This window comes from Kribbella steppae (assembly GCF_004342025.1).
Taxonomy (GTDB): Bacteria; Actinomycetota; Actinomycetes; order Propionibacteriales; family Kribbellaceae; genus Kribbella; species Kribbella steppae.
Genome location: NZ_SLWN01000015.1, coordinates 90,937 through 113,103, shown reverse-complemented (window position 1 = coordinate 113,103; position 22,167 = coordinate 90,937). Strand labels below are relative to the sequence as shown.

Annotated in this window: 14 protein-coding genes; 9 read left to right on the top strand and 5 right to left on the bottom strand. The window is 67.9% G+C overall.

Going from position 1 to position 22,167, the window contains the following annotated elements; translation table 11 throughout:
• Positions 1 to 11: 11 nt before the first annotated feature.
• The 3 genes from EV652_RS35220 (at position 12) to EV652_RS35210 (ending at position 6,165) form a co-directional block, all read left to right on the top strand.
• Positions 12 to 2,045 (top strand): beta-galactosidase, encoded by a 2,034-nt coding sequence (locus tag EV652_RS35220; protein ID WP_132213625.1) that lies wholly within the window; start codon positions 12 to 14, stop codon positions 2,043 to 2,045.
• Positions 2,042 to 4,954 (top strand): glycoside hydrolase family 2 TIM barrel-domain containing protein, encoded by a 2,913-nt coding sequence (locus EV652_RS35215; protein ID WP_132213624.1) that lies wholly within the window; start codon positions 2,042 to 2,044, stop codon positions 4,952 to 4,954. The genes EV652_RS35220 and EV652_RS35215 overlap by 4 nt, the downstream gene beginning before the upstream one ends.
• A gap of 119 nt (positions 4,955 to 5,073) precedes the next feature.
• The gene (locus tag EV652_RS35210) at positions 5,074 to 6,165 is read left to right on the top strand and encodes a TRM11 family SAM-dependent methyltransferase (protein WP_132213623.1); all 1,092 of its coding nucleotides are present in this window, start codon (positions 5,074 to 5,076) and stop codon (positions 6,163 to 6,165) included.
• Between the two features lie 71 nt (positions 6,166 to 6,236).
• Here EV652_RS35210 and EV652_RS35200 read toward each other — a convergent pair whose 3' ends face one another.
• The 5 genes from EV652_RS35200 to EV652_RS35180 are packed head-to-tail and all read right to left on the bottom strand — an operon-like array spanning position 6,237 to position 14,236.
• On the bottom strand, positions 6,237 to 8,993 hold the full coding sequence (locus EV652_RS35200) for a glycosyl hydrolase family 95 catalytic domain-containing protein (protein WP_132213622.1): 2,757 nt from the start codon (positions 8,991 to 8,993) through the stop codon (positions 6,237 to 6,239).
• Positions 8,994 to 9,025: 32 nt separating this feature from the next.
• Positions 9,026 to 9,871, bottom strand: coding sequence for an aldo/keto reductase (locus EV652_RS35195; RefSeq protein ID WP_132213621.1), 846 nt, complete (start codon positions 9,869 to 9,871; stop codon positions 9,026 to 9,028).
• Positions 9,868 to 12,297, bottom strand: coding sequence for a glycoside hydrolase family 95 protein (locus EV652_RS35190; RefSeq protein ID WP_132213620.1), 2,430 nt, complete (start codon positions 12,295 to 12,297; stop codon positions 9,868 to 9,870). Before EV652_RS35190 ends, EV652_RS35195 begins: the two co-directional genes overlap by 4 nt.
• 12 nt (positions 12,298 to 12,309) lie before the next feature.
• A complete protein-coding gene (locus tag EV652_RS35185) occupies positions 12,310 to 13,128 on the bottom strand; it encodes an amidohydrolase family protein (RefSeq protein WP_132213619.1) in 819 nt (272 codons plus the stop codon).
• Positions 13,121 to 14,236 carry an FCD domain-containing protein gene (locus tag EV652_RS35180; protein WP_132213618.1) on the bottom strand — a complete coding sequence of 372 codons (1,116 nt, stop codon included), beginning with the start codon at positions 14,234 to 14,236 and terminating at the stop codon, positions 13,121 to 13,123. The genes EV652_RS35185 and EV652_RS35180 overlap by 8 nt, the downstream gene beginning before the upstream one ends.
• A gap of 177 nt (positions 14,237 to 14,413) precedes the next feature.
• Here EV652_RS35180 and EV652_RS35175 point away from each other — a divergent pair, with 177 nt between their 5' ends.
• From EV652_RS35175 to EV652_RS35150, 6 genes are read left to right on the top strand one after another with little or no spacing between them, the layout of a single operon-like run.
• Positions 14,414 to 15,682 (top strand): ABC transporter substrate-binding protein, encoded by a 1,269-nt coding sequence (locus EV652_RS35175; RefSeq protein ID WP_132213617.1) that lies wholly within the window; start codon positions 14,414 to 14,416, stop codon positions 15,680 to 15,682.
• Positions 15,679 to 16,575, top strand: a complete 897-nt coding sequence (locus tag EV652_RS35170) for a carbohydrate ABC transporter permease (protein ID WP_199238582.1) — start codon at positions 15,679 to 15,681, stop codon at positions 16,573 to 16,575. The genes EV652_RS35175 and EV652_RS35170 overlap by 4 nt, the downstream gene beginning before the upstream one ends.
• Complete coding sequence (locus EV652_RS35165; RefSeq protein ID WP_132213616.1) at positions 16,572 to 17,456, top strand: carbohydrate ABC transporter permease; 885 nt, start codon at positions 16,572 to 16,574, stop codon at positions 17,454 to 17,456. The genes EV652_RS35170 and EV652_RS35165 overlap by 4 nt, the downstream gene beginning before the upstream one ends.
• A 5-nt stretch (positions 17,457 to 17,461) precedes the next feature.
• A complete protein-coding gene (locus tag EV652_RS35160; protein WP_199238581.1) occupies positions 17,462 to 19,420 on the top strand; it encodes a DUF8034 domain-containing protein in 1,959 nt (652 codons plus the stop codon).
• An 8-nt stretch (positions 19,421 to 19,428) separates the two neighbouring features.
• A complete protein-coding gene (locus EV652_RS35155; RefSeq protein ID WP_132213615.1) occupies positions 19,429 to 20,280 on the top strand; it encodes an RraA family protein in 852 nt (283 codons plus the stop codon).
• Between the two features lie 23 nt (positions 20,281 to 20,303).
• The gene (locus EV652_RS35150; RefSeq protein WP_132213614.1) at positions 20,304 to 22,166 is read left to right on the top strand and encodes a right-handed parallel beta-helix repeat-containing protein; all 1,863 of its coding nucleotides are present in this window, start codon (positions 20,304 to 20,306) and stop codon (positions 22,164 to 22,166) included.
• Position 22,167 lies beyond the last annotated feature (1 nt).

Sequence of the window (22,167 nt, the reverse complement as noted above, 5' to 3'; positions counted from 1 at the left end):
AGCTTCTACGCATGCTGCCGCCGCGGGTTGTGTTGGGGACGGCCTACTACCCGGAGTATCTGCCAGCTGAGTTGCGCGATCGGGTGGAGACAGATCTTGATCTGATGGTGGCGGCCGGGATCACCGCCATCCGGGTCGGCGAGTCCGTGTGGTCGACGTGGGAGCCGCGGGACGGGGTGTTCGAGCTCGACTGGATCCGGCCGGTGCTCGACGGAGCGGCGGATCGCGGGATCGGCGTCGTCCTGGGGACTCCGACGTACGCCGTGCCGCCATGGCTGCAGCGGGCGCACCCGGAGATCGCGGCCGAGCGTCGTACCGGGGAGCGGGTGCCATGGGGTGTGCGGCAGGAGGTGGACTATCACCAGCCGGCGTTCCTGTTCCACGCCGAGCGGGTGATCCGGCGGATCGTCGAGCACCATCGCGACCACCCGGCCGTGATCGGCTATCAAGTCGACAATGAGCCCGGTTTGTTGCTGCCGCACAACGAGAGTGCGTTCCAGACGTTCGTCGCGCGGCTGCGGGAGACGTACGGGGACGTCGACACACTCAACGAGGCGTGGGGACTGACGTACTGGTCGCACCGGTTGAGCGACTGGTCGGACCTGTGGCGACCGGATGGGAACAGCACACCGTCGTACGACCTGGCCTGGCGACGGTTCCAGGCCTCGCGGACGACCGAGTTCATCCGCTGGCAGGCTGAGCTGGTTCGCGAGCTGCGGCGGCCGGAGCAGTTCGTGACAACGTGTCTGGCCTACGACCGGGCCGCGGTGGCCGACGTACCGCTGTCGTCGACGCTGGATGTTGCGGCGGGCAACCTTTACGTGCACGTCCAGGACGGGTTGGAGCGGCCGGCGCAACCGCCGCGGTTCGAGCCCGGCTGGATCGGACGCAGCGTCGCCGAGCTGTACCTCGCGGCCGACCGCGTCTACGGCTCGCGTGGTGAACCGTTCCTGATCACCGAGACGAACGCGACCTCGATCGGCGGCTCGCAGCTGAACCATCCGCCGTACGACGGCCAGCTCCGGCAACTCGCCTGGGCGATGGTGTCGCGCGGCGCGCGGATGGTGCAGTACTGGCACTGGCACTCGATCCATCACGGCGCGGAGACGTTCTGGGGCGGAATCCTCGGCCACGGCCTGCAGCCGGGACGGGTGTACGACGAGATCGCGGCGATCGGAGCCGAGTTCGCGCAGGCCGGGGAGTCGGTGGCTGAGCTACGGCCGGATGTCGATGTGGCGATCGTGTGGTCGACGGAGAGCGATTGGGCGTTGCAGTTCCAGCCGCCGCTGGCGCATCCGGGTGGTGCGCCGGACAAGTCGTCGTACCGGACGATCGTCACCGCGTTCTACACCGGCGTGCTCGTCGCCGGGCTGCGGCCAGGCATCGTGCCCGTCGAGCGTCTTGGAGACGATCCGGTCGAGTTGGTGTCGCGGTATCCGGCGTTGGTGGTGCCCGCGCTGTACATCGCGTCCGACGCGGTGCTGGATCTGTTGGTCGGCTACGCGCAGGCCGGCGGTCACTTGGTGATCGGACCGCGGACCGCGTACGCCGATCCGGAGGCGCGGGCGCGGGCGGAGGTTGCGCCGGCGCGGTTGCGTGCGGCGGCGGGCGTTCACTACCTGGAGTACGAGAACCTGCTGGACCCGCAGCCCGTGGCCGGCCTGGACGGACACGCGACCCGGTGGGCCGAGAGGTTGATCGTGGACGACGCGGAGGTGCTGGCCGCGTTCGAGCATCCCGGCGGCGGGCGACGGCCGGTCGTCACCAGTAAGGAATTCGGGGCGGGCAGGGTGACGGTGGTCGGGACCGTTCCGGACAATGCACTCGCTCGCTCGGTCTTCACCCGTGCGGTGGACAGCGTGTGGCCCGGTCTCCCTGCCTCGGTGACGGCTGTGTCGGCGGTGAACCCTGCGGGTGAGCGGCTGTGGTTCATCCACAACTGGTCCGGCTCGCCGGTATCCGTCGAACCGCCGAAGGGCCTGACGGTCGATCGGCTTGAGCTTGCGCCTCGTGATGTGCGCGTGGTGAGGGAGGAGCGGGCATGACGTCGTACTTCGAGGATCTCGTGCCGGGGACCGGGATGCGCACGCCACGGGCATGGCTCAGGTCGTCGCGGCCGAAGCTCAGTCTGAACGGGCGTTGGCAGTTCAAGTTCTGGCCCGAGGCACCGGTGGATCCGATCGCGGGTGACGACGGTTGGGACGAGTTGGAGGTGCCGGGGCACTGGGTGCTGCAGGGGTACGACCGGCCGCGGTACACGAATACCGCGTTCCCTTTCCCGATCGACCCGCCGCGCGCACCGGACGCCAACCCGACCGGGGATCACCGGCGGTGGTTCGACCTGCCGGACGACTGGCCGCGGGACGGCGCCGTCCTGCGGTTCGAAGGGGTCGACTCGTGTTTCAAGGTGTGGGTGAACGGTGTCGAGATCGGGACGGCGAAGGGGAGCCGGCTGCCGAGTGAGTTCGAGGTCGGGTCGCTGCTGAGGCCGGGCCGGAACCTCATCGCGGTCAGAGTGCATCAGTGGTCGTCGGGGAGTTACCTCGAGGACCAGGACATGTGGTGGTTGCCGGGGATCTTCCGGGACGTGACGCTCTTGGCCCGGCCGCTGGTCGAGGATGTGTTCGTGCATGCGGACTACGACCATGTCACCGGCGGTGGGACCTTGCGGGTCGACGTCGATCCGTCGTACGCCCGGATCCTCGTTCCCGAGCTCGGGCTGGAGTTGGCGCCGGGGGAGACCGTGAGCATCCCGAGCGTGGAGCCGTGGTCGGCCGAGATTCCTCGGTTGTACGACGCTCACGTCGAGGCCGGCGGGGAGACGGTCGAGGTGCGGATCGGGTTCCGCACGGTCGCGATGGTCGACGGGCTGCTGACGGTGAACGGGCGACCGCTGTTCTTCCGTGGCGTGAACCGGCACGAACATGATCCTCGCCGCGGGCGTGCGGTCAGTGTCGAGACCATGCGCCAGGACCTGGTGCTGATGAAGCAACACAACCTCAACGCGGTCCGGACGGCGCATTACCCGCCGCATCCCGCGTTCCTCGACCTGTGTGACGAGCTCGGGTTGTGGGTGATCGACGAGTGCGACATCGAGACGCACGGGTTCATCTACCCCGACTGGCGCGGGAATCCGGCCGACGATCCGGACTGGGCGCCGATGATGCTCGACCGGATGCGCCGGATGGTCGAACGCGACAAGAACCACCCGAGTGTGATCATCTGGTCGTTGGCGAACGAGAGCCACCGCGGCCGCAACTTCGGGGTCCTGGCGGAGTGGACGCGGGAGCGCGATCCGGGCCGGGCGCTGTTCTACGAGCGGGACCGCAGTTACGAGTTCTCCGACTTCTACAGCTTGATGTATACGCCGCTGGACGAGCTGGAACGCATCGGGACGCGCACCGAGGACGTGTCCATTGACGATCCTGCGCTGGAGGCGCGTCGTCGGGGGTTGCCGTTCGTCCTCGCCGAGTATGCGCATGCCATGGGCAACGGCCCTGGTGGGCTGACGGACTATCAGCGGGTGATGGAACGGTATCCGCGGCTGCAGGGTGGGTTCGTCTGGGAGTGGATCGATCATGGGTTGCTGTTGCCGGGCGCAACCGACTACGTGTACGGCGGCGACTTCGGCGAACGTGTCCATGGAGCCAACTTCTGCATCGACGGGTTGATGCTTCCGGATCGGACGCCATCGCCGGGGTTGCTCGAGCTCAAGAAGGTGATCGAGCCGGTGCGCATCACCGGGCCCGAGCCCCTGACCATCCACAACCTGCAGACCTTCGCGACGCTGGATCACCTGGACTTCCTTTGGGTGGAGGAGGTCGACGGGGTCGAGGTCGCTGCCGGAAGGTTGGAGGTTCCTGCAGTCGAGGCGGGCGCGGCGGTTGAGGTGGGCATGCCCGTGCAGGTGGAGGCTCGGCCCGATCTGGGGGAGCGGTGGATGACGGTTCGTGCTGTGTTGGCCAAGGACGAGCCGTGGGCCGCTGCCGGGCACGAGGTCGCGTGGACGCAGTTCCCACTGCCGAGTGCGCCGGCCGAAGAACCGGTGAAGGGCGGGGACGAGCGGCTGCGGCCGGTGGACGGCAAGGTTGTCTTTGGGGGTGGGGAGTTCGACGCGCGGTCGGGGCGGCTGGTTCGGCTGTTCGGGGTGCCGGTGAAGGGGCCGCGGCTTGACTTGTGGCGGGCGCCTACTGACAACGACAACGGGCAGGGTGGGAACAACTCGGTCGCCGTCGAGTGGCGGGCCGCTGGACTCGATCGACTCGAGCACCGGGTAGATGAGGTTGTCGTCGAGGACCAGGAGTTGGTGGTCCGCGGGCGGGTCGCGCCGAACGGGCTCGGCCTGGGCGTGCGGGTGTCGTACCGGTGGCGAGCTCTCGGAGATGGGTTGCAGCTGACCGTGGATGTGGTGCCCGAGGGGGAGTGGGAGGGGTCCGCGATCACACCGCGCTGCGGGAGTTGGCCGCGTCTCGGTGTGCGGATGGCGCTGCCGGCCAGCTTCGGCAAGGTCCGGTGGTTCGGTGGCGGTCCAGGGGAGGCGTACGCCGACAGTCGAGAGGCTGCTCGGGTCGGGCGCTACGAGTGCACGGTGGACGAGTTCCAGACGCCGTACGTCGTACCGCAGGAGAACGGATCGCGGATCGACGTGCGCTGGGCTGAGCTGACGGATGCCGATGGCAACGGGTTGCGGGTGGAAGGAGCGCCGTACTTCCAGCTGACCGCCCGGCGATGGACCACCGAGGATCTGGAGCGTGCTCGTCACCGGTCCGACCTCACGCCGCGCGAGCACGTCTTCGTCAACCTGGACCTGGCCCAGAACGGGCTCGGTAGCGCGTCGTGTGGTCCGGCGGCGACTGCACAGCACACGCTGGAAGTTGCCGAGCGCACCTTCACGCTGACCTTCCGGGAATTCGGTGGGCAGGGCGACGCGGCTGTGCCATCATCGGCGCCATGACAAGCTTCTTCTTCCGACTGGGCTAGCCTCCCGCTGGCCAGTTCGAGGCTCTGCCCGCGGCCGGCGATGCGGGAGCGGACCGATTGGCCGCTCCCGACCGCTGACCGGGAGACATTGTCATGCCCTCTGCGCGCCTTGGCGCGGCAGAGTCGATCACCCGAGCCCTGTGCATCGGTGAGCAGCCGATGGTGCTGGTGCGAACCGTCACCGGCTTGGAGCGCCTGGCCGCTGCCGAGCTGACCGCGGCGAATCACCGCGTGATCGACCTGTCCAAACGTCAACTCATCGTCGAACCCACCTCCGCGACGATCGTCACCAACCCACCACGCCTCGCCGACGATCTCTTCATCGTCCAGGCCGCCGTCACCGACCCAGGCCGCACCAGAGCGGCGTTGACCGCAGCCGTGAACAGCCTTGACCTGCGCGGCTGCCCACCTGGCCGTCTCGCGGTGAGCGCGTCATTCCAGGGAACCCGCAACTACAATCGGTTCGACGTCGAAGACCTCGTCGGTGAAGCCGTGCAGAGGCTCGCCGGCTCCAGGTATCACTCGCGCCGGAACGGCACAGCTCCGCCGACCGAGCGGGTCGACTGGCGGGTCGTGCTCGACGGTACGACGATGTGGGTCGGCGTCCGGCCGTTCGACGTACCCCTCCATCGGCGCGAGTACCGCCGGCACACGGTCACTGGCAGCCTGCACCCACCAGTCGCCGCCGCAATGGCGAGGATCGCGAACATCGGCGAGGGGCATCGAGTGGTAGACCCCTTCTGCGGCGCGGGAACGCTCCTGCTCGAGGCGCAGGCCATCGCACCCAGTGCGACCTATCTGGGAATTGACAAGGCGACGATCGCGGCCGCCCGCGCGAACACCGCCGACCACGCGCCCATCCACTGGCGCACCGGCAACGCACGAGCTCTAGCCGGTCAGTTCGATCGCATCGTGACCAACCCGCCCTGGGACGTCCGCCTCGGCATCGGCGACCTCGCGCCGTACCTGAACCAATGGCGCCGGGTTCTGAAACCGGACGGGCTCGTCGTCGCGATCCTCAACCACGAACAGGCGGCAAGGATGATCGGGGACACTGCCTGGCGGATCCACGACGTGTACGACGTCGCTGTCGCCGGGCAGCATCCCCGAATCCTCGTAGCCGAGCCAGCTAGGCCCCGGCGAAGTACTCCCGCAGCCGCAGCACGATGTCCTGTTGCCCGGTGAAGGCGTTCTCACCGCCAGCCGCAACCAGGCAGAACGGGCAGTCGTAGTCGTCGGGTTCGTGGTTGAACATGTCAGCGAGGAGTAACGAAGGTTATATAGCTGGAGTTCCCCTTGCCTTCGATGCCCGAGTTCGGGCCCAACGCGAGCTGCCCCGCTGGTACCTCACGCTTGAAGAGGATCAGGCGTTGGTCCGTGGTGCCTACGGTCTCGCCTGTCTTGGTGAAGGTGTTGAGCCAAGCCGGCCACCAATCGTTCTCGCCTCGGGGGTCGTAGGCGACGTACACCGTTGCCGGGCCTGTGAGGTTAAGGGTCAGGTAGTCGGCTGGTGCGGTTGCCTTCGAGTCGTCGTTGGAGCCTGGGACCATCGCCTGTCCGGTCAACTCCGCCGGGAGGTCGGTGATCTTGTAGCTGCGATCCACGTAGATCTCTGCGCCGGGCTGTGCCTTCACGAGGTTCGACAGCTTGTCCGGGGTGCGTACGGTGACCAGATCGCTCAGCATCGGCGGCTCACTCTTGGGTACGCCGAGCATGCGCGTGCCGACCGTCTTGACCGCAGACGCGGGCTGTCCGGTCAGTCGCACGTGCTTGAAGGACGACAGCGGTACGGCGACGCGTTCGACAACATAAGACTGGTTGGCCAGCACAGGCACCGTCAGGACATCATCGCCAACGGGTCCGACGACAGTCCGGCCGCGCGAGTCGATCACGCGCACCTGCTGGCCCGGCCACGGGTTGCGGACACGCAGAGACTCGCGGCTGCCCGCCTGGATGCCGATCAGGCTCGGTACGCCGTCACGGACCTCAGTGCTGATCCGGTGACCACCTTCGATCTCCACAGACCCAGCAACATCCCACTCGCTTGGCCAAGCCGGTGCGACCTGCACGATCCCGTCGTACGACTGGACGAGCGCCTCCTGCAGACCGGTCGTCAGGACGCCGCCCCACTCGTTGTAGAAGCTCCCCTGCCGGACAGGCTCACGGCCAGTGCGGTGCACGGTGAAGCCGTTCGGGAAGATCTGGAAGTCCTGGATCCCCTTCAGCATCAGCCGCTTCACCTCGTCGGCCTGGCCGAGGCGCGCGGCCCACGTGGTGTCCATACCCCAGTCCTTGTCCTGCGGGTAGACCCGTTGCCGGTACGTCGCCTGCATCAGCTCGGAGGTCTCGTCGAAGAGCCCCCACGGCCAGAGCACCTCCATCTCCGGGTTCTGCGTGTTGTGCGCCTCTTCGTCGGTGCCGGACCACGCCAGCACCTCCTCACCACCCCGCTGCACAGTCCGGAACGGCGGAAGCTTCCCAACAGCAACCCTCAGTCGCTCGGCGAGCGCAGAATCTCCCCGCGCCGACGCCAGGTCCGCGACGATCGGGAAGATCACCCGCATCGCGGCCAGGTCGGGTGCGGGGTCATTGGTGTCCCACTGCACCTCGAGCGCGTTCACGTGCTCCAGATGCAGGTACCCGTCCTCGCCAGGTGTCAGCGCGGCCAGATGGAACTCCGCGATGTCGCGAATCAGCGGGTAGGCACGATCCAGGAGATTCCGGTCGCCGGTGTAGCGGTACTGCCACCAGATGTTGTTCACCAACTCCGGTCCACTGCTGAGGATGCGCTTCACCCAACCGGGCTCGGACATGTTGTCGCAGCCGTCGCCAGTACCGTCGTACCGCAGGAACTCCGGCACACACGTCCCCTGGGCGTTGAACCAGTGGTCGTGCGTCCACTTCTTCATCAGGTCGGCGCGGTCGAGGTAGAAGCGGAAGTACGGCGAGTTGAACTCTCCGATGCCGGCACCCAGGTTGGTCGAGATGATCATCCGCAGGTTGAAGTGCCAGTACGAGTCCTGCGCCCAGTCAGCCTGGTCCTTGGCCGACGAGAACATCCGGATGACCGCGCCGTGCGTACTGGGCACCGGCGACCGCATCGACGCGGCCATCGTGTAGAGCTGGAGCGTCCGGACGGTCTCGACGTACTCGCCGGTGCCGTCATTCGAGGTGATCCGCATCGGCGCGGCCTTCGCCCAGAACGCGTGCCACCAGTCGAGGTGCTTGCTCTTCGACTCAGTGACTGCACGACGCGCGGCCGTCGCGACGTCGCCACCCGTGTACGACGGAACGCCGACAACCAGCCGGAACGAGCCGTCCGCATTCGGGCGGAAGGTGATGCGGACAGTCAGCGGGTCGACCACGGATGCCGAGACATCGCGGGCGCCGGCGGTCAATGCGGCGACAGCGCCGGTCAGGCTGCCCGAGGCAGCGTCGCGGAAGGTCTCGGCGAGCGAGGCGACCGCGCCGGTGGCGTTGGCAGTCGGCGTACGGCCCTCCCACAGCTTGAGGTCCGCGGTCTGCGTCTTGCCGGGATCGGCGCCGGTGACCTCCAGGACGAACTGGTCCGCGTCGGCCCGCACGTACGAGCGGGCCGACATGCCACCACCACGCTGGACGAGCTGGCCGTCGTACATCGCGAGCCGGCCGGTGTAGTCGGCAGCGCGCATCAGCGGCTGGAGGCCGGGTACGACGAGGCGCCCGGCGGACTTGAGTTCGGGGAAGGTGTCGACACGGTTGAGTTGGGCACTGAAGCCCTTCTCTGCCCAGACCGCGGCACCGAGGACGCCGTTGCCGAGCGGCATCGCCTGGTACGCACGCCAGGCCGGGCCCTCCTGGACCAGGTCGGACCGCGAGACGAGCCCGGCCGGGTCGGTCCGGAGCGCGCCGTCGTGCCACGCGGTGGTGAGCTGGTCGGCGGGTTGGGCGGGTGGACCGGCCGCGGCCAGCGACCCGGCGCTGGTGGCGAGGAGTGTGACGAGTAAGGGCAGGGACCATCGACGTACAGGCATGGTGGTGCAACCTTTCGGGGCGGTATGTGTTGCTAGGAGTCGAGAGCTGTCCACAACTCGGCGGGCAGTGGCTGCCGCCAGAGCTCGACGTTCTCGCGGACCTCGGCGGCGGTGGCGCAGCCGATCAGGACTGTCGTCACCGCGGGATGAGTGGTGGGGAAGCGCATCGCGGCCGCCTTCAGCGAGACGTCGTACGACGTGCACACCTTGGCCAACTGCTCGACGCGGCTGACGATCTCGGGCGACGCAGGACGGTAGTCGTACGTCGAACCGCCGGCGAGGATGCCGGAGTTGAAGACGCCGCCGGCGATCACCGCGACCTCGCGGTCGGCCGCTGCGGGGAGCAGGTCGTCGGCGGCCGACCGGTCGAGCAGGGTGTAGCGGCCGGCGATCAGGACGACGTCGAGGTCGGTCTCGCGGACGAACCGGGCCGGGATCTCTGGACTGTTCACCCCGATCCCGATCGCGCCGATCACGCCTTGGCGGCGCAGGTCGTCGAGCACCGGGTACGCCTCGTCCAGCGCCTGCCGCACGTGGTTGTCCGGGTCGTGCAGATGCACGATGTCGACCCGATCCAGCCCGAGCCGCGTCAGACTGTCCTCGACCGACCGGGCAATCCCGTCCGCGCTGAAGTCGTACTCGACCCCGTCACCGACAACCCGCCGCCCAGCCTTCGTAGAGACCTTGTACGACGCCCGGTCCACCCCAGCCAACGCGGAACCGAGTCGCCGCTCAGCCGAACCCGCTCCATACAGCGGAGCCGTGTCGAAGTAGTCGATCCCCGCCGCCAAAGCCGTCTCAAGAGCAGCCTGAGCAGCGCCCGCTTCACCTCCGGCGAGTGGTGCGGTGCCCAGCCCCAGTGGGCCGAGCACGGTCATGGGCGAGGCTCGATGAAGTAGTCGACGCCTGGGCGGGTGCGGAATTCGACGACGCCTTCTTCCGGGCGGGCGAAGGCGACTGGGCCGGCGCTGGACTTCACGTCGACCTTGAGGCCCGTGCGGAGCTTCAGGCGGTTGCCGAGCAAGGAGCGGATGCGGGCTCGGGTCAGCTTGCCTTCGGACCAGGTGAGCTCGAGGTCGAAGCCACCGCGGGCGCGGAGGCCGCTGATCCTGCCGGTGGGGAACGCAGCCGGGACGCAGGGCAGCAGCGCGACCTCGCCGGAATGGCTCTGCATGATCATCTCGGTGATCCCGGAGACGCCGCCGAAGTTCCCGTCGATCTGGAACGGCGGATGCAGGTCGAACAGGTTCGGCGCCGTCCGGCCGGGAGCGAGCAGTTGGGTCAGGTGCTTGTACGCGTTGTCCGGCTCGAGCAGCCGCGCCCGCATGTTCAGCTTCCAGGCGAGCGACCATCCGGCAGTCACTGCCGGGCCACGCAGTTCCAGTGACTTCCGGGCCGCGTCGGCGAGTTCCGGCGTACGGCGGGGAGTGATCTGGTCGCTCGGGAAGAGTGCCCACAGATGGGAGACATGGCGGCTCGTCTCCATCGCGGCCTCTTCCCAGTCGATCAGCCACTCCTGGACCTGGCCGAGGTACCCGATCTGGATCGGCGCCAGCCGGGACCGCGCCTCGGCGACCTGCGCGGCCATCGCGGAGTCCTGACCCAGCAGGGCAGCCGCCTGGCCGAAGACCTTGAACAGGTCGTGCAGGATCTCGCTGTCCATCGTCGGACCGGCACAGATGCTGACACCTTCGTTGTCGTAGTCGTGGTGCTTGAGCTCGGGCGAGTGGGACGGGCTGGTCACCAGATAGCCCGTCTTCGCATCCGTCTGCAGCTGGTCGAGGAAGAACTCCACCGATCCACGCAGCACCGGGTAGTACTTCTGCAACGTCGCGAGGTCGCCCGTGTACTCGTACCGCTCCCAGAACAGCAGCGACAACCAGGCACCACCGGTCGGCCAGACCCCGTAGAACGCGAAGTCCACCGGAGCCGAACCCCGCCACCCGTCGGTGTTGTGATGCGCGACCCACCCAGGAGCGTCGTACATCACCTCAGCAGTCCGTGCGCCGGACTCGGCCAGCTCGGCGATCATCTGGAACATCGGGTCCCAGCACTCCGCGAGGTTGGCCGGACCCGCGGGCCAGTAGTTCATCTCGGCGTTGATGTTCAGGGTGAACTTCGACTGCCACTCCGGCAGCATCTTGTAGCTCCAGATGCCCTGCAGGTTGGCCGGCTGCCCCGGGCTGCGTGAGCTCGAGATCAGCAGGTACCGCCCGAACTGGTAGTAGAGCGCGGCCAGCTGCGGATCGCCGCCGTTGCGGAACGCGATCACCCGCTGGTCGGTCGGCAGTGCGATCGAGTCCGACGTACCGAGATCGATGTCGAGCCGGCCGAACAGCCGCCGGTAGTCCTCGATGTGTGTCTGCCGCAGGCGTCCGTACGCCGGACGCTCGGCCGGCAGATGCGTCGTCGCCTTCGCCACCTGGTCGGCGCTGACGTCGAGGTAGTTGCGGTAGCTGGACCCGATCGACAGCACCAGCATGACCGCGTCGGCACCGGCGACCGTCAGCTTTCCGTCAGCAACGTTCGTGGTCCCGCCCTCGGCGAACGCCCGGGCCAGTGCGCAGAACTTCACCGACCCCTTGAGCCCTTCGGCGTCCCCGCTGATCCCGTTCAGCGCCAGCGTCCGGTCGTCGTACCGATCGACCGTGGCCGCCTGCGGTGTCGTGAACGTCGCGTCGAAGGACAGCGCACCGGCGCGGTCCGCGGTCAGCCGCATCACCAGCACCTGGTCCGGATGGCTGACGAACACCTCACGCGTGTAGCGGACACCGTCGGCGACATAGCTCACCGAGGTGATCGCCGTGGTCAGATCAAGCTCGCGCCGGTACGACGTGACGCCGGCCTCGGTGATGCCGGGAAACCTGAGCGTCAGGTCGCCGACCGGTTGGTACTGCATCTGCTCGGTCGGGCGGCCCATGAACTTCTCATCGGCCAGCATCTGCGCGGCGAGGTAGTCCTCCTCGACGATCAGTCGCCGGATCTCCGGCAGCGCCTCGCGGCCGGCCGGGTCGTCGTACTGGTGTGGACCGCCGGCCCAGATCGAGTCCTCGTTGAGCTGGAGCTGTTCGGTCGCGATCCCGCCGTACACCATCGCCCCGAGCCGGCCGTTGCCGACGGCAAGCGCCTGAAGCCACTCGGTGGCGGGCTGGGTGTACCAGAGCTGCAGCGGATTGGTGTCGCTGCCGACCGGTTCGGGGGCGGCGATGGCGGCGAGCGGATCGGTCAAGGTGCCGGCGACGACAGCGGTGCCGGCCGCGGCGCCGGCGGTCCGCAGGACCTGGCGTCGGGTGTATTCGGTCATGGAGCGGTCTCCCTAGGGGCGGTAGGTGCGCTGGGCGGTGCCGCGGAACACGTCGTTGTGCGCGGCCGCCGGAAGCAGTTCAGTGGTACGGCGAACGACCTCGGCGCGACTGCTGGAGAGCGTGCACACGGGCCAGTCGGAGCCGAACATCAACCGGTCGCTGCCGAAGAGGTCGAGAGCCACGGCGATGAGTTCGGCGAGGGTGCCGGACGGTAGGTGGGCGGTGCCGGAGAGCTTGACGGTGACGTTCGGGCAGTCGGCGAGTGCCGTCATCCCAGTGAGCCAGTCGGCGTCGGCGGTGGCCGGGTTGCCGAGGTGGTCGAGCACGAATCGGGCGTCGGGCACAGCGGTTGCGAGCCGGGCGGCGCCGATGAGGGCAGGGGGTCGGAGGAGCAGATCGATGGCGAGTCCAGCGTCGGCGGCGGCCCGCACTCCGCGAAGGAGCGCCGGGTCGGTGAGCGCCTCGGGGTCGGTCTGGTCGGCGGGCGGGCAACGGATGCCCACCAGGTGGGAGTTCTGCGGAAGCTTGACGTCGGTCAGGAGATCGAACCAGCCGACGACGCCGAGGACGGAGGGTGTGGTCGCGGCGAGGTCGAGCAGGTCGGTGACTTCGAGCGGATCGGCGTCGGCCTGGACCAGAATGGTGTCCGGCAGGCGACCGCCGGATGCTGCGGCGAGGTCGGGGAGGGTGAAGTCGCGGCGGAGACGGTGGCCGGCGGGTAACCAGGGCAGTTGCCGGCGGGCGAGGTCCCAGACGTGAACGTGGGCGTCGAGGGGAGTCGGTGCGTGGCTGTCGGCCGGGGGTGGGCGGTTGTCCGGCGAATCAGTCATGGCGCCCCGCGGGTCTGGTGATGGAGCTCTCGCCGCGGGCGTGGGCCGAGAACAGGCGGGCCGCGTCCTCGGGATCGGTGCCGGCCAGGACCTCGACCAGATCGATGTGGCGACGGGCCATCAGGCCCCAGTCGCCGGCGTACATGGCGTTCGAGACGACCTGCAGGTTCCACAGCGCCGGCTCGAGCGTGCGCCAGACCTTCAGCAGCATCGAGTTGCCGCTGGTCGCGAGCACCTGCCGGTGGAACCGCAGGTCGGCCTCGCGGAAGGCGCCAATGTCGTGGTGCTCGGCCGCCTCGGTCATCCGCTGCACCTCGATCCGCAGCAGGTCGAGCTCCTCCGGCGGGACGTGTCCGGTCGCCCGCCGGGCCGCCGCGGTCTCCAGCAGCACGCGGACCTCCCGCGCCTCGCGGGCCTCGACCTGGGAGATCTCGGTGACGAAGTTGCCCAGCCGGGGCCGGTACGTCACCAGTCCTTCGTGCGCCAGCCGCCGTACCGCTTCCCGCGCGGGGGTCTGGCTGGTGCCGAGGACGCGGGCGATCTCGGACTCGACCACGCGCATCCCGGGCGCGAGCTCACCGGACAGTATCCAGCCGCGGATCGCCTCGTAGACCCGGTCCGAGAGCAGTTCGATGTCGGTCGACGGCGGGGGAGCGGGCTGGGCCGAGCCCAGCGCGAGTCCGCCGCCGGTGCGGTATTGGTGGATCTCCTCGCGACGACGGCGCGCGACGGTCGATTGCGACACTCCGTGAACGGCCGCGACCTCGCGCGTCGACGCCGGGTGTCCGGAATCGGCCATCGATCCTGCGCCGACGGCACCCAGCTGAACCCGGTCGACCATTCGCGGTCGGCCGCTGCGCATCCCGTCGTCGAGGCCGGCCATCCCCATCCGGAGGAACCGGCGGCGCCATTTGCCGACCGTGCCGGGGGTGACCGCGAGCAGGTCCGCGACGTCCTTGTTCGACTGGCCCTCGGCGCAGGCGAGCACGATCCGGCTGCGGATCCGCATCGCCGGGTTGGTCCCGTTCCCGGCGGCGAGATGGCTGAGCGCAGCACGCTCGGCCGGTGACAAGGTCAGCGGCGACTTGGGGCGTCCGGCATCGGGCATGGCTGCATAGTGACCCGGCCCACAGCAATCTGCCAACCCCTTATGGTGCGGACTTCTGACTCAGAACGTCCAGTTTGCCGTTTAAACGTTGACACTTGAGCGTCACTCCCTGCATCGTCCATCGCTAACGACGCCCGGCCGCCCCCGACGCCGGGAGGATCTGAGGAGGACCCCGAAATGGCTCGTTCGGTACGCCGTGCACTCGGCGTTGTGGCGGCCGCCGCGATCCTGGTGGGCGCGGCCGGCTGCGGTGGTGGTTTCAGTGACGACGGCGGCGCGGCCGGTGGCCCCACTGGCGAAGTACGCATGCTGGTGAACATCACCCCCAACCTGACCAAGGGTTACTGGGAGGAGCTGGTCAAACCGTTCGAGGAGGCCAACCCCGGTGTCGACGTGAAGATCGAGGCGCCGACCGGCCAGGGCGTGAAGGACACCCTGCCGCAGTTGCTCGCGGCCGGCAACGCGCCGGACGTGGTCGAGACGCTGATGGCGGACAAGACGCTCGCGCCGCAGATGATGGAGCTCACCGACCAGGCCTGGACCAAGGACACGCCGCTGGTCGAGCAGGCCGCGCTGGACAGCAAGGTCTACACCGTCGGTGTCGGCCAGCAGGCGCAGTCGCTGGTGTTCTACAACAAGGACGCGTTCACCAAGGCCGGTATCAGCGCGCCTCCGAAGAACCTCGACGAGCTGACCGCCGCGATGGGCAAGCTGAAGGCCGCCGGCTACCTGCCGCTGCAGACCGCCGGAGACTACGTCACCGGGTTGCAGCTGCTGCAACTCAGCGACCCGTCGATCGCGACCAAGCACCCGGACTGGTACAGCCAGGTCAACTCCAAGCAGCTCACCGTCGGCCAGACCATGCTGCCGCTGCTGGAGCGCTACGAGTCCTGGATCAAGAACGGGTACGTCGACAAGAACGCGCTCGGCCTGGACGACGTCAACGCCCAGACGAACTTCCTGACCGGCAAGTCCGCGATGTACATCATGGGCAGCTGGTTCGTCCGGACCGCGGAGAGCCAGAAGCCCACCTTCGACCTCGGTGTGTTCGCCGCGCCGACCGAAGCCGGCCAGCCCTACCCGGGTCCGCAGGGCGTCACGATGGCGGCGCCGTACATGGTGCTGAAGTCGACCAAGCAGCGTGACCTCGCGGTGAAGCTGGTCCAGTGGCTGGTCACCGACGAGAAGGCCGTGCAGAGCCAGCTCGCCCAGGACGGCAACTTCCGCAAGGGCTTCACCGACAAGCTGACCCCGCTCGGCAAGCAGGTGCAGGACATCCTCGACCAGGCGCCGAAGCACGTCGCCCAGGGCGAGGGGTACGGCGCCAACACCCTGCCGGGAGGTTTCAACGGGGAGTGGAACAAGTCGGTCCAGAGTCTCTACACCGGTAAGTCGGCGGCCGACGTCGCCAAGCGCATCGACAGTTGGATGGGGTCGAAGTCGTGAGCACCCCCGCAGCAGCCGCCCGTCTGCGGGACCGGCTGACCACCGCGAGCATGGTCGGTCCCGCGCTGCTGCTCTTCGTCGTGATGCTCGTGGTCCCGGTCTGCCTGTCGATCTACCTGAGCCTGACCGACTGGAACGGGTACAGCGCCAACCCGGCAATCGTCGGGCTGCAGAACTACCTCGATCTCGCTCGCAGCGAGGAGGCGATCCGCGCCGGCTGGGTGACCCTGCTGATCGCCGCCGTCGGCACCGTCCTGCTCAGCGTGCTGGGTCTCGGTTTCGCGCTGCTGGTGAACGGTGCGTCCCGGTTGAACGCGTTCTTCCGGGTCGTGCTGTTCTACCCGCACGTGCTGAGCGCACTCGTGGTCGGCTTCCTGTGGAGCGCCGTACTCGGGACGTCGGGTGTGGTCAACGGCTTCCTGACGTCCAAGGGCGCCGAGGTGCTGCCATTCCTGTCGAACCCGAACTGGGCGTTGGCGAGTCTGATCGGCGTACTGGTCTGGGCCGGGTTCGGCGTCAATGTGGTGCTCTACCTGGCCGGTCTGCAGACGGTGTCGCGTGATCTGCTCGAGGCGGCGCGGATCGACGGCGCCTCACCGCGGCAGACGTTCCTCAACGTCACGCTGCCCGCGCTCGCGCCGGTGGTGACGGTCAACCTGGTGCTGTCGCTGGTCACGCTGCTGAAGACGTACGACCTGGTCGTGTCGCTCACCGGTGGCGGTCCGGCCGGGTCCACGCAGACCGCGGCGTACCTGATCCTGTGGGACTCGTTCCACAACAACGCGCTCGGCTTCGGTTCGGCGCAGTCCGTCGTACTGATGCTGGTCACCGCCGGCCTCGCACTCACGGTCGCCCGGCTGCGGTCGCGGGTGGATCAGGGGGTCAAGGCATGAGTTCGATTCGCTTGGCCAGGGTTCGTACGACGGTTGCGCGGCCCGCTCCCGTCAAGTTCAAAGGTGCCGGCCGGATCGCGTTCCTGGTCGTGACGAGTGTGTTGATGCTCGTCCCGATGTACCTGCTCGTGGTGAGCGCGTTCAAGTCGCAGCAGGACATCCTCACCCACCCGTTCTCGCTGTCGCCGGACCTGCTGACCACCGAGTACCTGCAGAAGGCCTGGACCAACCCGGACTTCAACATCCTCAAGGGGTACGCCGTCACCGCGCTGTTCGTGGTCTCGGTGAACGTGCTGTCCGTCGCACTCGCCGGGCCGGTGTCGTACGTGATCGCCCGCCGGACCGAGCGCAAGTACCGCGTGCTCCTGCTGCTGTTCGTCGCCGGCACGTTCATCCCCAGCCAGGTGCTGGTGATCCCGGTCGTCTACACGCTGAAGTTCCTCGGCCTGATGGGGACCATCCCGGGGTTCGTGCTGTTCGAGACGACGCTGACCCTGCCGTTCTCGATCTTCCTGTACGCCGGCTACATCATGACGATCTCGGCCAGCCTGGACGAGGCGGCCGCGGTCGACGGCGCCGGTAAGCACCGGATCTTCTGGTCGATCGTCTTCCCGCTGATGAAACCGGCCGTGGTGACGATGGTCATCCTGAACACCTTCTCGGTGTGGAACGACTTCGTGAACCCGCAGATCATCCTCGGTCCGGGCAGCGGCCTCTACACCGTCACCACCGGCGTCTACGCAGCCGTGAGCCAGTACTCGACCGACTACACGGTCGTCTTCCCGACGCTGCTGCTCGCCGTGGCGCCGCTGCTGGTGGTCTTCGTGCTGCTGCAACGGCACGTGATCAGCGGCCTCACCGCAGGAGCGACGAAGGGATGACGACGATGACCAGCAGCTTGGATGCCACCACCGCAGCCGCCGCCGCAGCCACGCCCCGCGTCGTCGCCGAGACGCCGATCGGCAGCCCACCGGCGTGGGCGATCATGCAACGCCGCCTGTTCGACGTGATGGACGAGGGCTGGTGGCTGTTCCGCGAACGCTACTGCCTGCCCGACGGCAGTCTCCGGTACGCCGGACCGGTGCCGAGCCGGGACGGCGCGGACGACTTCTACGAGGCATTCGTGAACTGGCCGGTGCTCTACCAGCTCGGCGGTGCTGACGACCTGATCGACGTCGCCAAGTGGCACTGGGAAGGTGTCACCCGCCAGCTGACCGATCTCGGTTTCCTGGTCGACGAGTTCGAGCGCGGCTACGACTGGTTCCACATCGGCGAGTCGATGATCTTCTTCTACTCGCTGTGCGCGGCCGACCCGGGTGACGAGGAGTTCCGCGAGCGGGCCTACCGGTTCGCCGAGATGTACCTGCCTGGCTCGCCGGCCGGCAACTACGACGCGGCCACGCGCACGATCCGCGCACCACACAACGGTGGCGGTGGTCCGCGCTGGGGCATCAACGACGAGTGGCGCTCGTACGGCGCCGACCTCACGAACATGCGCATCTTCGGGTTGCCGCTGGCGGGCGTACCGGGGATCCAGACCTGGGACGACCTCAAGGATCCGGCGAAGGCCGACCTGATGGGTGCGGAGATGATCCGCCGGCTCGGTGCCGGTGACGTCGCGGTGAACCTGGCCGCGACCACGCTGACCGCCAACGCCTGGCTCTACGACCACAACGACCGGTTCGCGGCCTGGACGCTGGAGTATCTCGACGCCTGGCAGGAACGCGCCGCGGCCAACGGCGGTCTGCTCCCGGACAACGTCGGTCCGAGCGGTGAGGTCGGCGAGCTGCACGACGGCCGCTGGTACGGCGGCAACTACGGCTGGAACTGGCCACATGGCGTATACAGCGTCGGCTCCGCAGCCTGCATCGCGGCGGTGAACGGCGTACTCCTGACCGGGGACTCGAACAGACTCGATATCGCACGGAAGCTGCTGGACCACCTGTACGAGCGTGGCACCACAGCATCTGTTGACGAGACCGAGCTGAGCATCCGGGACCGCTGGCAGGCCGAGCTCGGCGAGGACTGCGCGAACCCGACCCTGCTGATCCCGAACCGACACGGCGATGACGGGTGGTTCGACTACCAGCCGCCGCAGTTGGGTCTGCCGATCTGGTTGTGGCAGTCCGCCTTCGAGTCCTCCGATCGCGAACGACTGCAACAGCTCAGAGAGCGCAGCGGCTACGACTGGCGGACCGTGCGCGACTTCCGGAACAAGGAGGACGCGGGTCACGAGGCGCCCTGGCTGGCCTACCTCGCGGGGGACAACCCCGGCTATCCCGAGGCGATGCTCGGTGTCGCGCTCTCCCAGGTGCAGCGCCGGATGGACCTGATGGCCGTCGACACCACCGACCCGGCCGAGATGAACATCCACCACTGGCAACGGCACAACCCAGTCGCGACCGAGGCCCTGCTGCAGTTGACCACAGGTACGCCGCAACTCCTCTACAACGGTGGTCTGCTGCCGTTGCGCGTGCTGTACCTCGACCCCGAACGCGGTCGTCCCGGTCTCCCGGCCGACGTCGCCGCGCTGGTCGACACGGTCGAGCCCGATCGCACCGGGCTGCAGCTGGTCAACCTGTCCGCGACCCAGACCCGCCGTGTGATCGTCCAGGCCGGCAGCTTCGGCACCGACCGGATCGACGAGGCCGTCGTCACCACCGCGTCCGGTGCGTACCCCGGCCCGTCGCCCGCCTACACGTCGCCGCCGCCGACGCCGGGCACCGCGACGATCGTTGTCGGCGGCAACAGACTTGAAGTCACGATGCGGCCGGGCCGGACCATCCGGCTCGAGCTGCGGCTGACCCGTAACGCCTATCGCGCCGCGCACGTGGCGCTTGACTGAGGAGACATATGAGCAGCGGTATCGAACAAGCCCCGGTCGCCCCGGTCTGGGACCTGCCGGTGCGCGGCGAGAACCCGCCGGCACCGGATCCCGGCCTGGTGTCCCGGTTGTCCGAGATCGGGTCGGCCACCGCCTGCGCCCGGTTGCACGGACAGGGTATCCGCCGGACCTTCGTCGACGGTCCGACCAGCATGTTTCCCGGCAAGAAGGTGGTCGGCCGGGCACTGACGCTGCAGTTCATGCCGCAGCGGGAGGACATCGCCGACGGCCAGACGCAGGAGTACATCGAGCGCAGTACGGCGCTGTGGGCCGTGCTCGACGAGGTACAGCCCGGTGACGTGCTCGTGGTCCAGGCGTACGGCAGCCACACCACCGGCTGCTTCGGCGACATGCTGGTCCGCTACTTCAAGCTCCGTGGCGGCGCCGGCATCGTGGTCGACGGCCGGATCCGCGACGTGCCGCGGGTGTCGCAACTCGACGTACCGATCTGGTCCACCGGCGCCACCCCGCACTACGCGTCCCAGTCCGAACTGTTCCCGTGGGCGTACAACGTCCCGGTCGCGGTCGGCGGCGTCCTGACGCTGCCCGGTGACCTGGTCGTCGCCGACGACGACGGTGCGGTCGTCGTACCGCGACGTCGTGCGGAGGCCGTCGTCGAGGCGGCCGCCGAGCACGACGCGTGGGAGAAGTTCAGCCGTCGACGGATCGACGAAGGCGCGCCGCTGCGCGACTACTACCCCCTGACCGAGAAGACCCGCCTCGAGTACGAGCGCTGGCGAGCCCAGAATCCGGCCCAGAATCCGGCCCAGAATCCGGCCCAGAATCCGGCGCAGAACGGTCACGCCGCCGCCGGCGACTGAACCCCTGAGAGGACCCCGCCCACATGTCCAGACAGAGAACCAAGCGTACGGCGCTCAGCGTCGGCGCCGGGGTGGTAGCCGCTGCCCTGGTGGCCGTGGCTGCCGTCCAGCTGAACACCCAGCCCGCCGGTGCGGCCAACTGCGAGAACTTCTACGTCGCACCGAACGGCGACGATGCCGCGAAGGGCACCGAGAAGAGCCCGTGGAAGACGATCACCCGCGCCCGCGACGAGATCCGGAACAAGCAGCTCAACGACCGGATGGGCTGCGACATCACCGTCAACCTGAAGGCCGGCGAGTACCCGGTCTCCTCGACGATCCAGCTCGACCAGCGCGACTCCGGCAAAAACGGGCACCGGGTCGTCTACCGCAGTGTCGACGGCCCCGGGAAGGCGACGCTGTCCGGTGCGGAGGAGATCACCGGCTGGACGCCGTACCAGGACGGGATCTACAAGGCGAAGGTCGACCCGTCGAAGCCGTTCTACACGCTGTTCGAGGACGGCAAGCGGGCCACCAACGCCCGGTACCCGAACCGTGGCACCGAGGACACCTGGTCGCCGTACCTGACGTCCATCCTCTACGAAGAGGACAAGATGGACGTGCGCAACTGGCTGTGGGGCACGCCGGGGGAATGGGACCCGACCTGGGACCTGAGCCAGGCGTCCATCACGATCTGGTCGGGCGGCTCGTGGAGCTGGTTCACCGACACGATTCCGCTGCTCGACACCAACTTCAAGAAGACCCAGACGACGCTGAAGCACTGGACCCGCTACGCGATGGTCAACAGCCGTGGTGGTTCGCGGTACTTCTTCCACAACTCGCTGAGCTTCCTCGACCAGGCGGGCGAGTACTACCTCGACTACAAGGCCGGCGAGGTCTACTACAAGCCGCGCGGCGGCACGATGGACGGCGTCCGGGTGCTGCGGCCGACCGTGAAGACCGTGCTGGATCTGGCTGGTGCTTCGCCTGATCAGCGGCTGCACGATGTGACCTTCGACGGGCTCGGGGTGCAGTACTCCGACTACGTCACCTGGTACCGCAACGGGTGGGTGTCCAGTGGGGACGCCGGGCTCGAGCACAAATATCCGGAGTACGACCGGCAGATCGAGATGCCGCGGAACCGGTTCGGTGCGATCAAGCTGACCAACACCAGCAATATCGACCTGACCCGGTTGCGGTTGTCCGACACCGGCTTCACCGGGATCTACCTGCTGTTCGCCAACGACCACACCCGGATCACCGACAGCCTGCTGGAGAACATCGGTGCCGACGGCATCAAGGTGGAAGGCGGCTGGCCGGGTGAAGGTGACCTGAGCAACCACCACACCATCTCGAACGTCTTCATCGACCATATCGGCGAACTGGTACCGGGCGACTCGGCCGGTATCGAGCTGATGGACACCGGCAACAACACGGTCTCCAACATCGTCGTGAAGCACAGCGCGCGGTACGGCATCAGCCTGGAGTCGCGGCCGGAGGTGAAGGACGGCGATCAGTACACGTCGGGCAACAGCTTCAAGTACATCCGGCTGGACCAGACCGGCCTGGACAGCGGTGACATGGGCGCGTTCTACACCTACGGCATCGACAACCAGGATCCACACCCGGTGCAGAACACCGTGGAGCAGGTGGTCATCGGTGACGTGATCCCCGACCCGTCGATGCCGGACGCCGGCGGCACCCGCGGTGTGCACATGGACGCCGGCGGCTGTGGGTTCTCGTTCGCCAACATCGAGGTCGGGAAGGTCTCCGACGACAAGTACCAGTCGTACCAGTGCAACCAGGTCACCAATGCCAACTGGGTGCAGGGTTTCGACGCCTCGAAGATGGAGTACGACAAGATCGGCGTGCTGCCCACCTTCCCCTATGACGTGGCGGGGCGGTGAT

Excerpts from the sequence above, each read along its gene's own strand:
- EV652_RS35165 (WP_132213616.1), top strand. The coding sequence starts at position 16,572 with ATGAGTTCGATTCGCTTGGCCAGGGTTCGTACGACGGTTGCGCGGCCC.
- EV652_RS35190 (WP_132213620.1), bottom strand. The coding sequence starts at position 12,297 with ATGACCGAATACACCCGACGCCAGGTCCTGCGGACCGCCGGCGCCGCG.
- EV652_RS35210 (WP_132213623.1), top strand. The coding sequence starts at position 5,074 with ATGCCCTCTGCGCGCCTTGGCGCGGCAGAGTCGATCACCCGAGCCCTG.
- EV652_RS35160 (WP_199238581.1), top strand. The coding sequence starts at position 17,462 with ATGACCAGCAGCTTGGATGCCACCACCGCAGCCGCCGCCGCAGCCACG.
- EV652_RS35175 (WP_132213617.1), top strand. The coding sequence starts at position 14,414 with ATGGCTCGTTCGGTACGCCGTGCACTCGGCGTTGTGGCGGCCGCCGCG.
- EV652_RS35180 (WP_132213618.1), bottom strand. The coding sequence starts at position 14,236 with ATGCCCGATGCCGGACGCCCCAAGTCGCCGCTGACCTTGTCACCGGCC.
- EV652_RS35150 (WP_132213614.1), top strand. The coding sequence starts at position 20,304 with ATGTCCAGACAGAGAACCAAGCGTACGGCGCTCAGCGTCGGCGCCGGG.
- EV652_RS35215 (WP_132213624.1), top strand. The coding sequence starts at position 2,042 with ATGACGTCGTACTTCGAGGATCTCGTGCCGGGGACCGGGATGCGCACG.
- EV652_RS35220 (WP_132213625.1), top strand. The coding sequence starts at position 12 with ATGCTGCCGCCGCGGGTTGTGTTGGGGACGGCCTACTACCCGGAGTAT.
- EV652_RS35185 (WP_132213619.1), bottom strand. The coding sequence starts at position 13,128 with ATGACTGATTCGCCGGACAACCGCCCACCCCCGGCCGACAGCCACGCA.
- EV652_RS35200 (WP_132213622.1), bottom strand. The coding sequence starts at position 8,993 with ATGCCTGTACGTCGATGGTCCCTGCCCTTACTCGTCACACTCCTCGCC.
- EV652_RS35155 (WP_132213615.1), top strand. The coding sequence starts at position 19,429 with ATGAGCAGCGGTATCGAACAAGCCCCGGTCGCCCCGGTCTGGGACCTG.
- EV652_RS35195 (WP_132213621.1), bottom strand. The coding sequence starts at position 9,871 with ATGACCGTGCTCGGCCCACTGGGGCTGGGCACCGCACCACTCGCCGGA.